Raw genomic sequence first — 15,471 nt, forward strand, 5'->3', positions numbered from 1 at the left:
ACTTTAGTATGTTTTATTACTTCGCTCTTTCCATCTTTACGGTCAAGTTTTATCTCATTTTTAAACTAAACTGTTTAGTTTGCCCCTGGTGACAGCTTCGCCAGCTCTCCCCCAAATTAGTAAAATTTTTCTGAAAATTAGCAGTAGTCAACAATTGGCATCGCCCTATTCGCTAGTATCCATCCAGCCGTAGTCTATGCAGTCCAGTGGGGCATGAAATTTGACAATTTGCAACAAATTTGAGTGCAACTCAGGAAATACAATCAGAAATCCTGAAGTGAAATCAATCTCTAGGGGTGTATGAATATTATGGGAATTTGTCGAAATTTGGGTATAACGGCTTTAGTAGCGTTTATTGTTGGGTATTCACCAGCCCAGTCCCAAGTGCCACCTAATATTGAACTTTCCCCATCAATCAGTGTGCATTTGCTCTTGGGGAATCCCAGCAGTGCAACGCCAACAAAGCTTACACCTGACAATTACCTGATGGTCAAAAATCAATATGCACTCTCCTACAACAACAGCAAGGGAACTGCCAACTGGGTAGCTTGGCAGCTTAATTCCTCATGGTTGGGAGATGCAGACAGGCAGAATAACTTCCGTCCTGACAACACATTGCCTGCTGGTTGGGAAAGAGTAACCCCAAGTATGTATTCTGGCTCAGGTTATGACCGGGGGCATATTGCACCATCGGGCGATCGCACCCGAACAGCAGAAGATAATGCGGCCACTTTTTTAATGACAAACATGATGCCCCAGACACCCGACAACAATAGAAATACATGGGGTAATTTAGAAGATTATTGTCGAGAATTAGTCAGCCAGGGTAAAGAACTTTATATTGTCGCTGGGCCTAGTGGTAGTCTTGGCAAACCCCTCAAAGGTAAGGTGACAGTTCCCAAATCCACTTGGAAGATTGTTGTCGTATTAGATAGCCCAGGCTCAGGGCTTGAAGGTATTACAGCTAATACTCGCGTTATCGCAGTAAATATTCCCAACGACCCAGAATTAAATAATGATTGGAGAGTTTATAAAGTCAGTGTTGACGAATTAGAAAGTTTGACGGGTTATGATTTCTTGTCTAATGTTTCCCCAAATATTCAAGCCAGTATTGAAAGTAAAGTTAATAATTAGTCAACAGGTCATGTTTCCACAACTTTAGTAAAAATACCAGCTAAATTTTCTGCTGGAGTTTCACCAATAATATAAACATCAATTTCTACCTCACCCAGTCGATACACCTGCAAATTACTCAGGTTTTCTTTGAGTGTCTGCACAAGAGTTTGAAATCGTTTGACGGTTTCCTTCTCTTCTTCATTGTGCCAATCTTCAGGAGTTGTTGCTACACCAAAAAAATCATCCACTCCTACGATTTTTACGGGTGTGTCTATGGGATGGTTGGTCTGTTGTAAGACTTTCTCTGGTGTTGCAGGTGCAATATCTGACCACAGGAAAGCTGCACAGGGATATTCCGACTCGCTCATAAATAGCAAGCCGTCTGATGCTCGTTTTAGCTGTTCTAAAATTTCTGAGTTGGTTTTAGTCATAAACCATAATAGACTAATTCAATAAAGTATATAGACTAATTCAATAAAGTATATAGACTAATTCAATAAAGTATAATGTGTATCGTCTATTTATCTACATTCAGGTCGAGCAGCAGAATTTTTATTCATACTTAATTATTTCTAACGGTACAAGACAAATAATTAAAAATGGTACAATTTAAGAGTAGTGTAAATATTGTAAATTATGGACGCTGCTAAACGCCTTGCTACTCTAAATCGCATCCGCCAACTCAGTCGTTTGATGGATACATCAATACGCATTCCGTTAACAAGTTTTTGTATTGGAATAGACCCAGTTATTGGTTTAATTCCAGGTGGTGGTGATTTAATTAGTACAGCGTTTTCAGCTTATATTATATTTTTAGCTACCCGCTTTGGTATATCACGCCAAGATTTAGCCAAAATGATTTTTAATGTTGGTTTAGAAACTGTTGTGGGTACTGTACCTTTAGTGGGAGATTTGTTTGACGCTTTTTATAAATACAATATTCGCAATTTAGCAATTTTAGAAAAACATTTGACAGACGTTGAACCAGAACTTCAAAAAGTATCTGATGAACTTTACAAAAAACAAGTTAGTCAAGTTTAAGTAGGAAAGTACATAGAGTTATCAAGAAATTGTCCTGTACAGCATTCATCCCACCGCATATTCACCACACCCGTAAGTTGTATTCATTCACTGATACGATGAATGCCATTTTCTTAGAGGAAAAGTGAGTGATGAGCTTACGCCCCACGCCCAGGCGTTGATAACAAGCCGGAGAGGAAACCCCTAACTAGGGTGTAGAGTCTGCCGTACAGTTATAGGGTTCGGCATCATGCACAATAAAGTTAGGGTCTGTTGTAAAGGAATAGGGAGTTAATGCCCAAGCTGGTGCATGAGTTCAACTCTCCTCAGATCCACTTTCTATAGAAGAAGCAAATATACGGTAGCAGCCGCTTTGGGACTCTTTGAACCCAGAGCGGTTATTGATTTGTAGATAGCCACATAGGACAAATAAAGCGATCACTCAAATGTAAGTGAAATTTTTCTTGGCTTGGATTGTGATTTGAATCATAAAATGAACTTTTAACTCACAATATGCTTCAGAAACTGTGTCACTTAAAGGATAATATGTCCGAAATTAAAGCATAAAGTAGCCGCAGAACAGAACCTATGACAGAAGCGTATTTGACAGAATTGAATGTGATCGCTTGTAAAGTATGGTGAAAGTAGGGTGACGCAAAAATAAGCATTCCTGGTTTTTAGGGCGGCCACTTTATCCTTTAACTCCGGCCATCTTTTCCTTTAAGTTACAGAATTACTAACACACCAACATAACCATTGATGGCAATCTATATTTGCTCCTGCTCTCTTCTGACTCTAAAAAAGCCAGATGTAGAATATACTTGGTAAATCTGCCTACATTTGTAATTATTTGTTACACAATTAGCCATGACACAGTGCAATGGGTCATACCTCACTGTAAGCGATCGCCTCAGTTAATATTACTTAACTGGGTAATATAATCCATCTTCACCAAAACGCCAGCCACGAGAACCGGGATCTCGATGTCGGCTCCATGACTCGAACTCTGATGGACTTTTGTTCTCTCGCTCTGTGGAAAGGCTTAATTCATTAACACCCAATCTTCGAGCTAGATTTTCCCCAGTTAAGGACTGAATCTCTACTGACTGACCATGAAAATGATGAGATGGCGAAAATCGCCTCTTACCTATATTCCCCTGGTGTCGAAGCTGCCCTAGTGCATTGTTCAGTTGGGCAAGGCTATTAGCGATGGTTTCTAACCTTTGTTCCAGTTTATTTAGTTGTTGCGCTTGTTGCGGCGTGGATGTTGATTCTATACTTTGTTCTATACTCTGGCTGATCTGCCCCAAAACAGTTTCAATTTGCTGTAAACGATTTTCTATACTGGATTCTATACTAGAAGTATTTTTTACTTGATTAGCTTCCAGTACCGAAAGTCGGTTAACTATCTGGTGTAGAACATCTTCTATACGATTGTCAGCTACTCCTGTCTGCCCAAGGATATGATGCAGACCTTGCACTACCAACTCCGTTGCTGATACTTGGCGTTTTTTCGCTTCGGCTCTAAGTAATTCAACTAAAGACTTGGGAAGTTTAAAATTTACTGATTCCCTGTCTATAGCCATCAAAACACCTATGCTTTAGCAATACAATTCCTTAGTTAGCTTACAACTTGCTGGTACGCTCATGGAAATTTCTGTTTTCAACTGCATTTTAACAAAGGTTTCGATTACCTTGTATAAGTTATACCTATTCTGATACTTTCAGATGATTAATATTTCTCGCGCTAATTGATTATGGAACAACATGATTCAGGGAACGCTGTTTGACTCTTCCATCACTTTATCCGAGTTGTCCTCTCACCTATGGGAAGCAGCTAATATCTTGCGTGGAAGTCCGGTAGATCGGACGGATTGGAAGAGTTATATTCTGCCACTGCTTTTCTTCAAGCGCATTTGTGATGTTTGGGACGAAGAACGTCAAAAAATGATTGAAGAATACGGTGAACATTTCCCCGATGAACACCGTTTCCAAATTCCTGAAGATAGTCACTGGCAAGATGTGCGTGATGCTGCTACTAACGTGGGTACTGTTTTACAAGATGCTCTGCGTAACATTGAAGTTGCCAATCAAAAACATTTATACGGTGTATTTGGGGATGCTCAGTGGACGAACAAAGAAAAGCTGTCTGATGAACTGCTAAAAGACCTGATTGAGCATTTCTCAGCCCTTAACCTGAGTAACAAGCGCGTCCACAGCGATGTTATGGGCGATGCTTACGAATACCTAATTAAAAAGTTTGCTGATACTACCAAGAATAAAGCTGGGGAATTTTACACACCGCGTAGTGTGGTACAGCTGATGGTGGATATGTTAGACCCCCAAGAAGGGGAAACAGTGTATGACCCTGCTTGCGGTACGGGAGGAATGTTGCTGGCTGCTGTTGCCCATGTACGTAATAAAGGGGGCGATGCAAGAACATTCTTTGGCAAGTTACACGGGCAAGAGAAGAATTTAACCACCGCCTCTACTGCCCGGATGAATTTGTTTTTACATGAAGTCGAAGATTTTGTCATTGAACGCGGCGATACTTTACGTAACCCTGTTTTTACCAACCCCGTCACAGGCGGTTTAGCTGAATTTAATGTAGTAATTGCTAATCCTCCCTTCTCCCTAGAAAAATGGGGACGGGAAGTTTGGGAAACTGACCCTTGGGGACGTGCTTTTGCTGGTGTACCTACAGATAGTAGTGGTGATTTTGCCTGGGTGCAACACATGGTCAAGTCGATGGCCAAGCCACATGGACGGATGGCGGTTGTGTTACCCCAAGGTGCATTGTTTCGTGGTGGGGTGGAAGGGCAAATTCGACGCACCCTGCTAGAAATGGATATGATTGAGGCGGTAATTGGACTAGCACCAAACTTGTTTTACGGTACTGGTTTAGCGGCTTGTATATTGGTACTACGTCAGCGTAAAGCTCAAGCCCGTGCGGGTAAGGTATTAATTATTGATGCTTCGACACTGTTCCGTAAAGGACGCGCCCAAAACTTTTTAGAAGCAGAACATACTGCCGAAATTTTGCGTTGGTATGAAGAATTTACAGATGTAGAAGACCGGGCGCGGGTGGTTTCTTTGGAGGAAATTGAACAGGAAGGATGGACACTGAACATCTCCCGTTATGTTTTACCGCCCATAGGGACAGATATTCCACCATTAGAGGAGGCGATCGCATCTTTTAAAGATGCTTTGGTACAATGCCGGGAAGCTGAGGAACGTCTGCACCAAGTAATGCTGGAAGGGGGATGGCTGGAGTGAACCAACCAATTACACAACAAGCTTTAGAAAGTTATCTGTGGGGAGCTGCTACCATCTTACGTGGGTTAGTTGATGCTGGTGACTACAAACAATATATTTTTCCTTTGCTGTTTTACAAACGGCTATCTGATGTTTGGGATGAGGATTTTGCAGGGGCTTTAGCTGACACAGGTGATGCTAACTATGCCCGTGACACTGCTAACGACCGCTTTATTATCCCCGATGATGCTCACTGGAAAGATGTCCGTATTGTTGCCAAGGATGTTGGTAAAGCTTTACAAGATGCCATGCGGGCTATTGAAACCGCTAACCCTGGTCGCTTAGATGGAATTTTCGGTGATGCGCCTTGGACAAATAAAGAACGCTTACCTGATTACATCATTAAAAATCTACTAGAACATTTCTCTACAGTAGTGCTGTCCCTAGCTAATGTTCCTGAAGATGAATTAGGTAATGCTTACGAGTATCTGATTAAACAATTTGCTGATGACAGTGGACATACAGCCCAGGAATTTTATACCAACCGTACAGTTGTATATTTAATGGTACAGATGCTTGCACCAAAATCAGGCGATCGCATTTACGATCCTACCTGCGGTACAGGGGGAATGTTGATTTCCGCTTTGGCTGAGGTGAAGCGCACAGGTGGAGAACACCGTACCCTCAAGCTTTACGGACAGGAACGCAACCACATGACCGCTTCCATTGCCCGTATGAACTTGGTGCTACATGGGGTAGATGATTATCAAGTCATGCGCGGCGATACTTTGGAACGTCCTGCTTTTACTGAAGATGACCAACTGCGGACTTTTGATGTAGTTCTCGCTAATCCGCCTTACTCTATTAAACAGTGGAACCGGGAAGCATTTCAATCTGACCAATGGCAGCGTAATTTTTTAGGGACACCGCCTCAAGGAAGGGCTGACTATGCGTTTTTTCAGCATATTTTAAAAAGTCTTGACCCGCAAACGGGACGCTGTGCAATTCTCTTTCCGCATGGGGTACTGTTTCGCAAGGAAGAAGCCCAGATGCGTCAGAAGTTGGTTGAGGCTGATTTGGTGGAATGTGTGCTTGGTTTAGGGCCTAACCTGTTTTACAATTCACCAATGGAAGCTTGTATCATTATTTGCCGTACCCGTAAGCCACTAGAACGGCAAGGACGGATTTTATTTATTGATGCAGTGCATGAAGTAGCCCGTGTGCAAGGGCAAAGTTTTCTCAAACCAGAACATCAGTTACGTATTCTCAATGCGTATCAAGGTTATGGTAATGACCCTGGCTTTGCTGAGGTTGTTACTTTAGAAGAAATTGCTAGCCAGGACTACAGCTTGTCAATCCCGCTTTATGTGCGGCGAACAATAGCCAATAACCAAACCCAGGAAGTAAAGACACTGGCTGAAGTTTGGGCAGACTGGGAACAGGGTAGTAGAGCTTTTTGGCAAGAAATGGATGCCTTGGTTGATATGCTGGATTCCCTGTAATCTATATTTATTAGGACTTACGCAAGTGTCATAATCAAACTAACTGTAGGGTGCGTCAGACCTAATAATTTCGGACAAATTCAGGAATTTTACACATCTGACGCACCCTACTATTGTGCTGTAGGCCGATGCACTGCCCACAATATCATGGTTTTGGTGGGCAATGCCCACCCTACGTATGTTTCTACGTATGTTTCAAAAATCATGTACTAATCCTCTATCAAATTGGAGATGGGTTTTTCATGCGTTTGGATATTTTTGAACAAATAAGGGTAAAGCAATTATTGATATGATTGACCACGACCGTTTATTTAAAGAACTGATTACTACATTTTTTTTAGAATTTTTAGAGTTATTTTTTCCCCAAGTAATTGATTATCTAGAGCCGGACTCATTGACATTTTTAGATAAAGAATTATTCACAGATGTTACTGCGGGTGAACAATATGAAGCTGATTTAGTAGCAAAAGTTCGATTTCGAGGACAAGAAACTTTCTTTCTTGTACATATTGAAAATCAGTCATACCCAGAAGCTGACTTTGGACGGAGGTTGTTCCGCTACTTTGCTCGATTATTTGAAAAATATGGATTACCTGTATATCCAATTGTCATTTTTTCTTACGACAGTCCCCGCACACCCCAAACAAATATTTATCGTGTGACATTTCCCGATAAAACGGTTATGGAATTTAACTATGGGGTGGTACAACTCAATCAATTAAACTGGCGTGACTTTTTACAGCAAGAAAACCCTGTTGCTAGTGCGCTGATGGCTAAAATGAGGATAGCACCCTCAGACCGTCCCAGAGTGAAGGCTGAATGTTTGCGTTTATTGGCAACTTTACGACTAAATCCAGCCAAAATGAAACTGATTTCTGGATTTGTTGACACCTATCTCCAGTTAAATGCAGCAGAACAAGAGATTTTTCAAAGCGAAATTGCTCAATTTGAACCCGTCAAACAAGAGGTAGTTATGGAAATAGTAACAAGCTGGCAATTACAAGGAAGACTGGAAATAGTGATGCGTCAGCTTAACAGGAAAGTTGGTGCGGTTACACCAGAGTTAGAAGCGCGGATTCAGCAATTATCGCCGACTCAAGTGGAAGATTTAGCTGATGCTTTATTAGATTTTACAAATGTAGGCGATTTGGTAACTTGGTTAAATAGCTTGGGAACGCCAGAAGAAACATAGAAGAAAGCAGAGATTTTTCTAAGCCAAATTGCTCAATTTGAACTTGTCAACCAAGAGGTAGTTATGGAAATAGTAACAAGCTGGCAATTGCAAGGAAGACAAGAAGGAAGACTCGAAGGAAGACTGGAAATAGTTGTGCGTTGGCTTAACAGGAAAGTTGGTGCGGTTACACCAGAGTTAGAAGCACGGATTCAGCAATTATCGCCGACTCAAGTGGAAGATTTAGCTGATGCTTTATTAGATTTTACAAATGTAGGCGATTTGGTAACTTGGTTAAATAGCTTGGGAGAGCCAGAAGAAACATAGAAGAAAGCAGAGATTTTTCAATGATGTGATTGATTTTACCGAGGGTATTGACATCCATCGCGCTATTGTGGTGGGTCGGTTGCAACATGATAATTTAATTCCTCTCTTGAATGAATAGTTTCAAGGAGAGTTTTTGTTTTTAAATGGGTAGACTAAGTACAAGATGATACAGGCTGATACTTTAAAACCAGGGTGGAAATTGGTAAAGTTTGGGGATGTAGTACGCCAAGTTAAAGATAAGGTTGACCCAAAAACATCTGGGTTAGAACGCTATGTGGCTGGTGAACACATGGACACAGATGATTTGCGTATTCGGCGGTGGGGAGAAATTAACGACAATTATTTGGGGCCAGCATTTCATATGCGTTTTAAGCCTAGTCAGGTTCTTTATGGTTCCCGTCGAACTTACCTGCGGAAAGTTTCTGTTCCTGATTTTGAGGGGATTTGTGCTAACACGACATTTGTTTTGGAATCTAAAGACCCAAATGTTTTGCTACCAGAGTTATTACCCTTCATTATGCAGACTGAAGCATTTCATGAACACTCCATTAAGCAATCCAAGGGTTCTGTTAATCCTTATGTTAACTTTTCTGACCTTGCATGGTGGGAGTTTCCTATACCACCTATTGAGGAACAGAAAAGAATTACAGAAAGCTTGTCAGCGATTGTTCAATCTATATATAAGTATGAACAGCTTCTAAAAGCTTGTCAATTAATTGTTCAATCATATATAGAATCTGTTTTTGATTGGCAGCAAGTAAAGTCTTTACTAAAAAATAAAAACACTATAAAAAATTTAGGTTTCATTGAGTTAGGAAACGTTTGTTCTTTACAAGTAGGATATCCTTTTAAAAGTTCTGGTTATACTTCTACTGGTGATCGGCTTTTGCGTTGCTCTAATGTGGGAATTGATACCTTAGATTGGCAACCAGATAAAACTTGCTTTTGGCCTTCAGAGCATAGAAAAGAATTTAGTGAATATATGTTATCCACTGGAGATATTGTAGTAGCAATGGATCGGCCATTCGTAGGGGCTGGATTTAAAGTTGCTAAAGTTAGTGATACTGATTTACCAGCACTTCTTTTACAGCGCGTTGGTAGGTTTATACCTTCTGAGAATATTGAGCGTGAATTTCTTTGGTGCTTTCTTCACTCAATGTCAATTCAGTTTCAACTAAAAGGTCAACAGCAGGGTACTGATCTTCCTCATATTAGCAAATTTGATATTGAAGGGACAATCTTACCTAAAATACCTATTGATCAGCAAAAATCTATAGGGGCAAAATATCAAGAATTATCATTAGTTGTTCAGAAAGTAAAAATCCGTCTTTCTTTTCTAAGAAATTTTAAATCACAGTTGATGAAAAAAGTTTTGTTTTCATGATTATTACCAACAAAGCGAACATTAAATTTATGTTCAAGCAACAATAAAAACCTGAATTTTTCAAAATATTTTTGTTCTTTCTTTAAAATTTAAAATGTTATTCAACGAAGCCAACACCGTCGAAGCCTTTGTCCGTGATATCCTCTGCGGTAAAATTATCCAAACCGCACCACCTCAACCTGGATTTTCACGCACAAACAGAAAAATCAACGGTGTAGGTTGGCACTACCTCTCCTCACAAAATATTCCCCGCCAATCACAAGAAGTCTTCGTTGAAACCTTCGTCCGCGATGCCCTCATCCGCCTCAACCCAGAAATAGCCACCAACCCTAACCGAGCAGAAGAAGTCCTCTACCGCTTACGGGCAATTGTGCTGGCAGTTCGCAGTGATGGACTCATCCGCGCCAACGAAGAATTTACCGCTTGGTTACGGGGCGATCGCACTATGCCCTTTGGACTCAACCACGAACACACTACCGTCCGCCTCATCGACTTTGACAACCTAGAAAATAATCAATATATCCTCACCACCCAATACACCTACCGCGCCGGGGCTGAAGAACGCCGTGCCGATTTAGTGCTGCTAGTTAACGGCTTCCCCCTTGTCCTCATCGAAGCCAAAACCCCCGTGCGGAAAGCTGTTAGTTGGGTAGATGGGGCATTACAGGTGCATAACGACTATGAGAAAAATGTCCCTGAATTATTTGCCTGTAATGTCTTCAGTGTAGCCACAGAAGGTAAAGAATTACGCTACGGTTCTGTCCGTATGCCTGTAGACCTGTGGGGGCCTTGGCGGCTGGATGATGACGCACCCCCCGCCAGCCTCGCCGCCCTTAAAGATACCATTGCTTCTCTACTCAGTCCTGCGGTTGTTCTGGATATCCTCAATCACTTCACCTTATTTGCCACCGACAATAAAAAGCGCCGCATCAAAATCATCTGCCGCTATCAACAATACGAAGCTGGCAACCTCATTGTTAACCGTGTGCTGGCTGGTAGACCCAAAAAAGGGTTAATTTGGCATTTTCAAGGCTCTGGTAAATCACTGTTAATGGTGTTTGCGGCTCAAAAAATGCGCCTGCGATCGCAACTGCGTAACCCAACGGTGCTAATTGTCGTAGACCGCCTTGATTTAGATGCTCAAATTAGTGCTACTTTCCACGCTTCAGATATTCCCAACTTAGTAAAAGCAGAAACCTGTGCTGAGTTAGAAAAGCTACTCAAGCAGGACACACGCAAAATTATCATCACCACCATATTTAGATTTGGGGAAGCCAACGGTGTTCTCAACGAGCGTGACAATATCATTGTGCTTGTAGATGAAGCCCACCGTACCCAAGAGGGCAACCTTGGTATGAAAATGCGGGCAGCATTACCGAATGCGTTTCTGTTTGGCTTTACAGGTACACCAATTAACCGCAGCGATCGCAATACCTTTTATGCCTTTGGTGCAGAAGAAGATGAGCGCGGTTACATGAGCCGCTACGGTTTTGAAGAATCTATCCGCGACGGGGCTACACTTCCTTTACACTTTGAGCCGCGTCTGGTAGAACTGCATATTGATAAAGATGCGATCGACCAAGCTTATGCAGAATTAACAGGTGGTTTATCAGATTTAGATAAAGAAACCCTCGCCAAAGCCGTTACTAAAATGGCAGTGCTGGTGAAAGTTCCAGACCGGATTACCAAAATCTGTGCAGACATCGCCGAACATTACCAACAAAAAGTTGCTCCCAATGGTTTTAAAGGCATGGTCGTTACCTATGACCAAGAATGCTGTCTCTTGTATAAAGCAGAACTGGATAAACACTTACCGCCAGAAGCCAGTGAAATTGTTATTTCCGCCACAGGTAAGGATGAGCGATTTAAACCGTATCAGCGAAGCCGCGACCAAGAAGAGAAACTTTTAGACCGTTTCCGTGATGCTAACGACCCGTTGAAAATTTTAGTTGTCACCGCCAAGTTACTCACAGGATTTGACGCGCCTATCCTGCAAGCAATGTACCTGGACAAGCCCCTCAAAGCACATACTCTAATCCAAGCCATCTGCCGGACTAATCGCACCTACGGTAAGAATAAAACACACGGTTTGGTAGTGGACTATCTCGGTGTATTTGATGATGTCGCCCAATCTTTAGATTTTGATGAGCAAGGCTTCCAGCAGGTTATTTCTGAAATTACTGCTTTAAAGAACGAACTCCCTGGTGCAGTACAGAAATGTTTAGCCTATTTCCTCGGTGTAGACCGCACCCTGAGTGGTTATGAAGGACTAATTGCGGCTCAGGATTGTTTACCCAATAATGATGTGCGTGATAACTTTGCCGCCGATTACAGTTACCTAGCTGATTTATGGGAAGCATTATCACCAGACCCCATGCTCATCGATTACGAAACTGATTACAAATGGCTGTCCCAGGTTTATACTTCTGTGCAACCGACAACTGGCATGGGTAAACTACTCTGGCACGCACTCGGAGCTAAAACGATTGAGCTAATTCACCAAAATGTTCGTGTAGAAGCGGTGCGTGATGACCTGGAAGAAATTGTACTGGATGCCGAATTATTAGAGGTGGTGCTAAATTCTCCAGACCCCAGGAGGAAAGCTAAGGAAATTGAGTTTAAAATCGCACGTCGGCTGCGCCAGCATATTGATAATCCGCGTTTTCGGGCTTTATCAGAGCGTCTAGAAGCTTTAAAAGAACGCCATGAGCAAGGACAAATTCACAGTGTAGCTTTCCTCAAGGATTTGCTGGACTTAGCCCGCGACTTGGTACAGACAGAGAAAGACACGCCACCGCAGGAAGATGAAGACCGGGGTAAGGCAGCTTTGACTGAGCTATTTTCAGAAGTCCGCAATGAGCATACACCCAAAATGGTGGAGCGAATTGTTAATGATATTGACGAAATAGTACGAGTGGTACGCTTTCCTGGGTGGCAGAAAACCAGTGCTGGGGAACGGGAAGTCAGACAGGCACTACGGAAAACTCTGTTTAAGTATGCTTTGCACCAAGATAAGGAACTTTTTGAAAAGGCTTACGGTTATATTAAGCAGTATTACTGATGCGTTAGGTAATATTTTAATGCCTGTGGTATGCCACTTGCGTAATATTTAAATACGGGCGATCGCCTGGACAAAATTCACAATTAATCTTCTTGGGAAGCTGAAGCTTGTTCTTTCGCCACAGCCTCAGCTATAACTTGCCGCAACCATTCGGAACGGTTGGGCTTGTTACGCACATAACTATCTAATTCGTCTGGCAACAGTACAGATATAGGTTTCGCACCAGATTTTACTCCTACTCCTTTTGATTGAAAGCGAGTAGCAATATCATTTCTTTCCATAGTAATGAGCCTTTTTCTCTAAGCTTATCTTAGCAAATCCCGTATATATATGGCAATACATAAGTTATTTTAATCAAGAAATATCTAGATTTTGTGGTTTATCCCATATATATATGGGATAATAAAAGAGTAAGGAATAGGAACGGAGCGCCACAAAAACTCCCGGTAACGGAACCGAACCGAAGCGTGAAATTTCAGATGTAGCGCCAAGTCCAAAACTCTTACATACACAACAGAAAAAGCACCCCCGACGACCAATCTAAAGGTGCTTTTTCTGAGTTTAATACTAGAAGGATTCTAACACATGAATTTGTTTTCTAACACCTTAATATTTCACTCAGAACGAGATGCCCAATTAGTAGCCGAGCAAGTTTACAACTGCCAGCTTGAAGGCAACCTTTTAATAGTTCCTTCCCAAGAAAAAAGGGCAGTTGATTTAGCAATCAGTTTAGCTGGTGTTGACTTACCAATAGTTGAAGGTGCGTATTGTTTACTTCCATTTCCAAGACATGAGCGCGAATGCCTTGATGACGATGCACCACAGATTTATGTGTCTTGTTTATCTGCTTACAACAATGGTAAGTTACACGGGATGTGGATTGACTGTACACAAGATGCTTCGGAAATTCAAGAAGACATCGAATGGATGCTATCTTGGTCGCCATGTCGTAATTACGAAGCCTGTGAAGAATGGGCAATCCATGATTTTCAAAACTGGTATGGTATTCACATCGATGAATACGAAAGCATAGAAAAACTAGCCGAACTTGCTCAAACATTATCAGAGCATGGTGCAGCCTATGCTGCATATTATCAATATGATACTATTGCAGCTAGTGTCGAGGATTTTCAAGAACATTACTGGGGTGAGTATGAAAGCGAGGAAGATTTTGTTTATGACCAACTCGAAGAACAAGGGGTGTTGAAAAAGTTGGAATATGTGGGCATTTGTAGTTTTTATCTTGACTTGAAAGCAATAGCCCGTGATTGGTTTATTGACTCCTACTATTCAGTAGAAGAAAGTTATAGGAAACTCTACATTTTTAGCCGTTACTAACTTTCATCAAGGGGGTAGTTGTTAACTACCCCTTTATATTAAAAACTGACCAATTGACAAATCAATTTTGAAAAAAATTATTTGTCAGCTTGAAAAACAGCCCCATTAATTAACGTTGAGGATTGGATTTTTTTGGAGACGCTTGTTTGATGTAATCACTAGGAATGACCACAGTTTTTTTATCCAATCGCAAAAGGTAACAGTAACTTTTGGTATTGGAACAGGCGATCGCAGAAGGGAGATTAAGACCCCAAGCGAAACCCAAGGATAGGTAAATTGCCAACGACCCCAGATAAAATAACAAGCCAGACCTACCAGAACCAATCCAACGAGCAAAATGAATCAAATTTAGTCGAAATTGTTGTCTTCGTTCATTTCTGAGTTGGACTTGTTTCTGTTCAGTTTCAATCCATTGCTGAGATTGATTGAGTTTGTCTAAAGCTATCTGGGTAGCCCGAATGTTGGCTTTTGTCTCAATAGTTTTATGTGCCTTGACCTCAATCGTGCGTTTTTCCTCAACTATTCGGATATTGACCCATTCTCCGATGTCGGTGGCAAGCTCATTAAAGGCGGCTGCAACGGGAATATCGGGGAAGTCTGCTTTTTTCCCATGACTTTGGCTTTAAATGCCTCTCGTAGTTTCTGCCACTCCTGTTGAAATTGGGGCGATCGCATTTCCTCCAATAAAGACTGCAAATACAACTTGGGTAGTCCAGCCATATCACCTTTAGCTTTCTGTCGCACCATTTCTCTGATTAACTCTCGCTCCTCCTCACCTAATAAAGCGGTAGTATCTCCAAGCTCCTGCAAAAGCGCATCTGTATCTATATCCGCTTCTGGCGTGGAATCATTGGTACTTAAACCAAAATGCTGTGCCACTTCCTCAACGGATTTACTTTGCTTTTTAATTAAATCCCCAGCCTCAAGGAAGCGATCGCATTCAGCCTGAGAGTATTCATCCTTTTCTGATAGCCCACAGGCTTGTAATACTTGCATTGTTTCTAGCAGGCTGAGTTTAATCCCTTTGTCACGGGCCTTAGCTAGTAACTCAGTAGTATCTAAGGGTTTGGACTTCCTTTTCTTCTTACCTTCTGAAGCATCATTTTCTGGGGTAGTGGATGTATCAGAGTTCTGTTGTTTAACTAACTCAACTGCTTGTTGAAAATCAACCGCCGCAATTTCTTCATCCCCATACTCTTGTTTATCTACAGGCAACCCGCAAACTTCCAAAGTTGCATTCACATCTTCTGTTGATAGAGCGTACATATTCTGTAACGCCTCTTTGGTATAAGGCATA

General features: G+C 41.7%; 14 protein-coding genes. 9 read left to right on the top strand and 5 right to left on the bottom strand.

Going from position 1 to position 15,471, the window contains the following annotated elements; genetic code table 11:
* Positions 1-309 precede the first annotated feature (309 nt).
* Positions 310-1,134 (top strand): DNA/RNA non-specific endonuclease, encoded by an 825-nt coding sequence (locus H6G83_RS26085; protein ID WP_190477422.1) that lies wholly within the window; start codon positions 310-312, stop codon positions 1,132-1,134.
* Between the two features lie 8 nt (positions 1,135-1,142).
* Here the strand turns inward: H6G83_RS26085 and H6G83_RS26090 are convergent, their stop codons facing one another.
* Complete coding sequence (locus H6G83_RS26090; RefSeq protein ID WP_190477423.1) at positions 1,143-1,547, bottom strand: nuclease A inhibitor family protein; 405 nt, start codon at positions 1,545-1,547, stop codon at positions 1,143-1,145.
* 205 nt (positions 1,548-1,752) lie between these two features.
* Between H6G83_RS26090 and H6G83_RS26095 the strand changes: the two genes are divergently transcribed.
* Positions 1,753-2,157: a DUF4112 domain-containing protein gene (locus tag H6G83_RS26095; RefSeq protein ID WP_190477425.1), complete on the top strand. Its 405-nt coding sequence runs from the start codon at positions 1,753-1,755 to the stop codon at positions 2,155-2,157.
* 899 nt (positions 2,158-3,056) lie between these two features.
* Here H6G83_RS26095 and H6G83_RS26100 read toward each other — a convergent pair.
* Positions 3,057-3,722, bottom strand: a complete 666-nt coding sequence (locus H6G83_RS26100; protein ID WP_190477427.1) for a hypothetical protein — start codon at positions 3,720-3,722, stop codon at positions 3,057-3,059.
* Between the two features lie 181 nt (positions 3,723-3,903).
* Here H6G83_RS26100 and H6G83_RS26105 point away from each other — a divergent pair, with 181 nt between their 5' ends.
* The 6 genes from H6G83_RS26105 to H6G83_RS26130 all read left to right on the top strand — a co-directional run bounded on the left by H6G83_RS26105 (position 3,904) and on the right by H6G83_RS26130 (position 12,836).
* Positions 3,904-5,412 carry a type I restriction-modification system subunit M gene (locus tag H6G83_RS26105; protein WP_190477430.1) on the top strand — a complete coding sequence of 503 codons (1,509 nt, stop codon included), beginning with the start codon at positions 3,904-3,906 and terminating at the stop codon, positions 5,410-5,412.
* Positions 5,400-6,893, top strand: coding sequence for a type I restriction-modification system subunit M (locus H6G83_RS26110; RefSeq protein WP_190477432.1), 1,494 nt, complete (start codon positions 5,400-5,402; stop codon positions 6,891-6,893). Before H6G83_RS26105 ends, H6G83_RS26110 begins: the two co-directional genes overlap by 13 nt.
* Before the next feature lie 289 nt (positions 6,894-7,182).
* Positions 7,183-8,085: a DUF4351 domain-containing protein gene (locus H6G83_RS26115; RefSeq protein WP_190477434.1), complete on the top strand. Its 903-nt coding sequence runs from the start codon at positions 7,183-7,185 to the stop codon at positions 8,083-8,085.
* A 63-nt stretch (positions 8,086-8,148) separates the two neighbouring features.
* Positions 8,149-8,391: a DUF4351 domain-containing protein gene (locus tag H6G83_RS26120; protein ID WP_242044819.1), complete on the top strand. Its 243-nt coding sequence runs from the start codon at positions 8,149-8,151 to the stop codon at positions 8,389-8,391.
* A 163-nt stretch (positions 8,392-8,554) separates the two neighbouring features.
* Positions 8,555-9,775, top strand: a complete 1,221-nt coding sequence (locus tag H6G83_RS26125) for a restriction endonuclease subunit S (RefSeq protein WP_190477436.1) — start codon at positions 8,555-8,557, stop codon at positions 9,773-9,775.
* 94 nt (positions 9,776-9,869) lie between these two features.
* A complete protein-coding gene (locus H6G83_RS26130) occupies positions 9,870-12,836 on the top strand; it encodes a type I restriction endonuclease subunit R (protein ID WP_190477438.1) in 2,967 nt (988 codons plus the stop codon).
* A gap of 83 nt (positions 12,837-12,919) precedes the next feature.
* Here the strand turns inward: H6G83_RS26130 and H6G83_RS26135 are convergent, their stop codons facing one another.
* Complete coding sequence (locus H6G83_RS26135; protein ID WP_190477440.1) at positions 12,920-13,117, bottom strand: hypothetical protein; 198 nt, start codon at positions 13,115-13,117, stop codon at positions 12,920-12,922.
* A 304-nt stretch (positions 13,118-13,421) separates the two neighbouring features.
* On the opposite strand from H6G83_RS26135, the gene H6G83_RS26140 reads away from it, so the two are divergent.
* The gene (locus H6G83_RS26140; protein WP_190477441.1) at positions 13,422-14,174 is read left to right on the top strand and encodes an antirestriction protein ArdA; all 753 of its coding nucleotides are present in this window, start codon (positions 13,422-13,424) and stop codon (positions 14,172-14,174) included.
* 109 nt (positions 14,175-14,283) lie between these two features.
* Here the strand turns inward: H6G83_RS26140 and H6G83_RS26145 are convergent, their stop codons facing one another.
* Entirely contained in the window at positions 14,284-14,520 is a 237-nt protein-coding gene (locus H6G83_RS26145) for a hypothetical protein (RefSeq protein ID WP_199328602.1), read from the bottom strand.
* A gap of 173 nt (positions 14,521-14,693) precedes the next feature.
* Positions 14,694-15,470, bottom strand: a complete 777-nt coding sequence (locus tag H6G83_RS26150) for a hypothetical protein (protein WP_190477443.1) — start codon at positions 15,468-15,470, stop codon at positions 14,694-14,696.
* Position 15,471: the final 1 nt, after the last annotated feature.

The organism is Anabaena azotica FACHB-119 (genome assembly GCF_014697625.1).
In the GTDB taxonomy this organism is placed as follows: Bacteria; Cyanobacteriota; Cyanobacteriia; order Cyanobacteriales; family Nostocaceae; genus Trichormus; species Trichormus azoticus_A.

Bases quoted from the DNA above. Each gene is read 5' to 3' on its own strand.
- H6G83_RS26085 (WP_190477422.1), top strand. From the start codon at position 310: ATGGGAATTTGTCGAAATTTGGGTATAACGGCTTTAGTAGCGTTTATT.
- H6G83_RS26090 (WP_190477423.1), bottom strand. From the start codon at position 1,547: ATGACTAAAACCAACTCAGAAATTTTAGAACAGCTAAAACGAGCATCA.
- H6G83_RS26095 (WP_190477425.1), top strand. From the start codon at position 1,753: ATGGACGCTGCTAAACGCCTTGCTACTCTAAATCGCATCCGCCAACTC.
- H6G83_RS26100 (WP_190477427.1), bottom strand. From the start codon at position 3,722: ATGGCTATAGACAGGGAATCAGTAAATTTTAAACTTCCCAAGTCTTTA.
- H6G83_RS26105 (WP_190477430.1), top strand. From the start codon at position 3,904: ATGATTCAGGGAACGCTGTTTGACTCTTCCATCACTTTATCCGAGTTG.
- H6G83_RS26110 (WP_190477432.1), top strand. From the start codon at position 5,400: ATGGCTGGAGTGAACCAACCAATTACACAACAAGCTTTAGAAAGTTAT.
- H6G83_RS26115 (WP_190477434.1), top strand. From the start codon at position 7,183: ATGATTGACCACGACCGTTTATTTAAAGAACTGATTACTACATTTTTT.
- H6G83_RS26120 (WP_242044819.1), top strand. From the start codon at position 8,149: ATGGAAATAGTAACAAGCTGGCAATTGCAAGGAAGACAAGAAGGAAGA.
- H6G83_RS26125 (WP_190477436.1), top strand. From the start codon at position 8,555: ATGATACAGGCTGATACTTTAAAACCAGGGTGGAAATTGGTAAAGTTT.
- H6G83_RS26130 (WP_190477438.1), top strand. From the start codon at position 9,870: ATGTTATTCAACGAAGCCAACACCGTCGAAGCCTTTGTCCGTGATATC.
- H6G83_RS26135 (WP_190477440.1), bottom strand. From the start codon at position 13,117: ATGGAAAGAAATGATATTGCTACTCGCTTTCAATCAAAAGGAGTAGGA.
- H6G83_RS26140 (WP_190477441.1), top strand. From the start codon at position 13,422: ATGAATTTGTTTTCTAACACCTTAATATTTCACTCAGAACGAGATGCC.
- H6G83_RS26150 (WP_190477443.1), bottom strand. From the start codon at position 15,470: ATGCCTTATACCAAAGAGGCGTTACAGAATATGTACGCTCTATCAACA.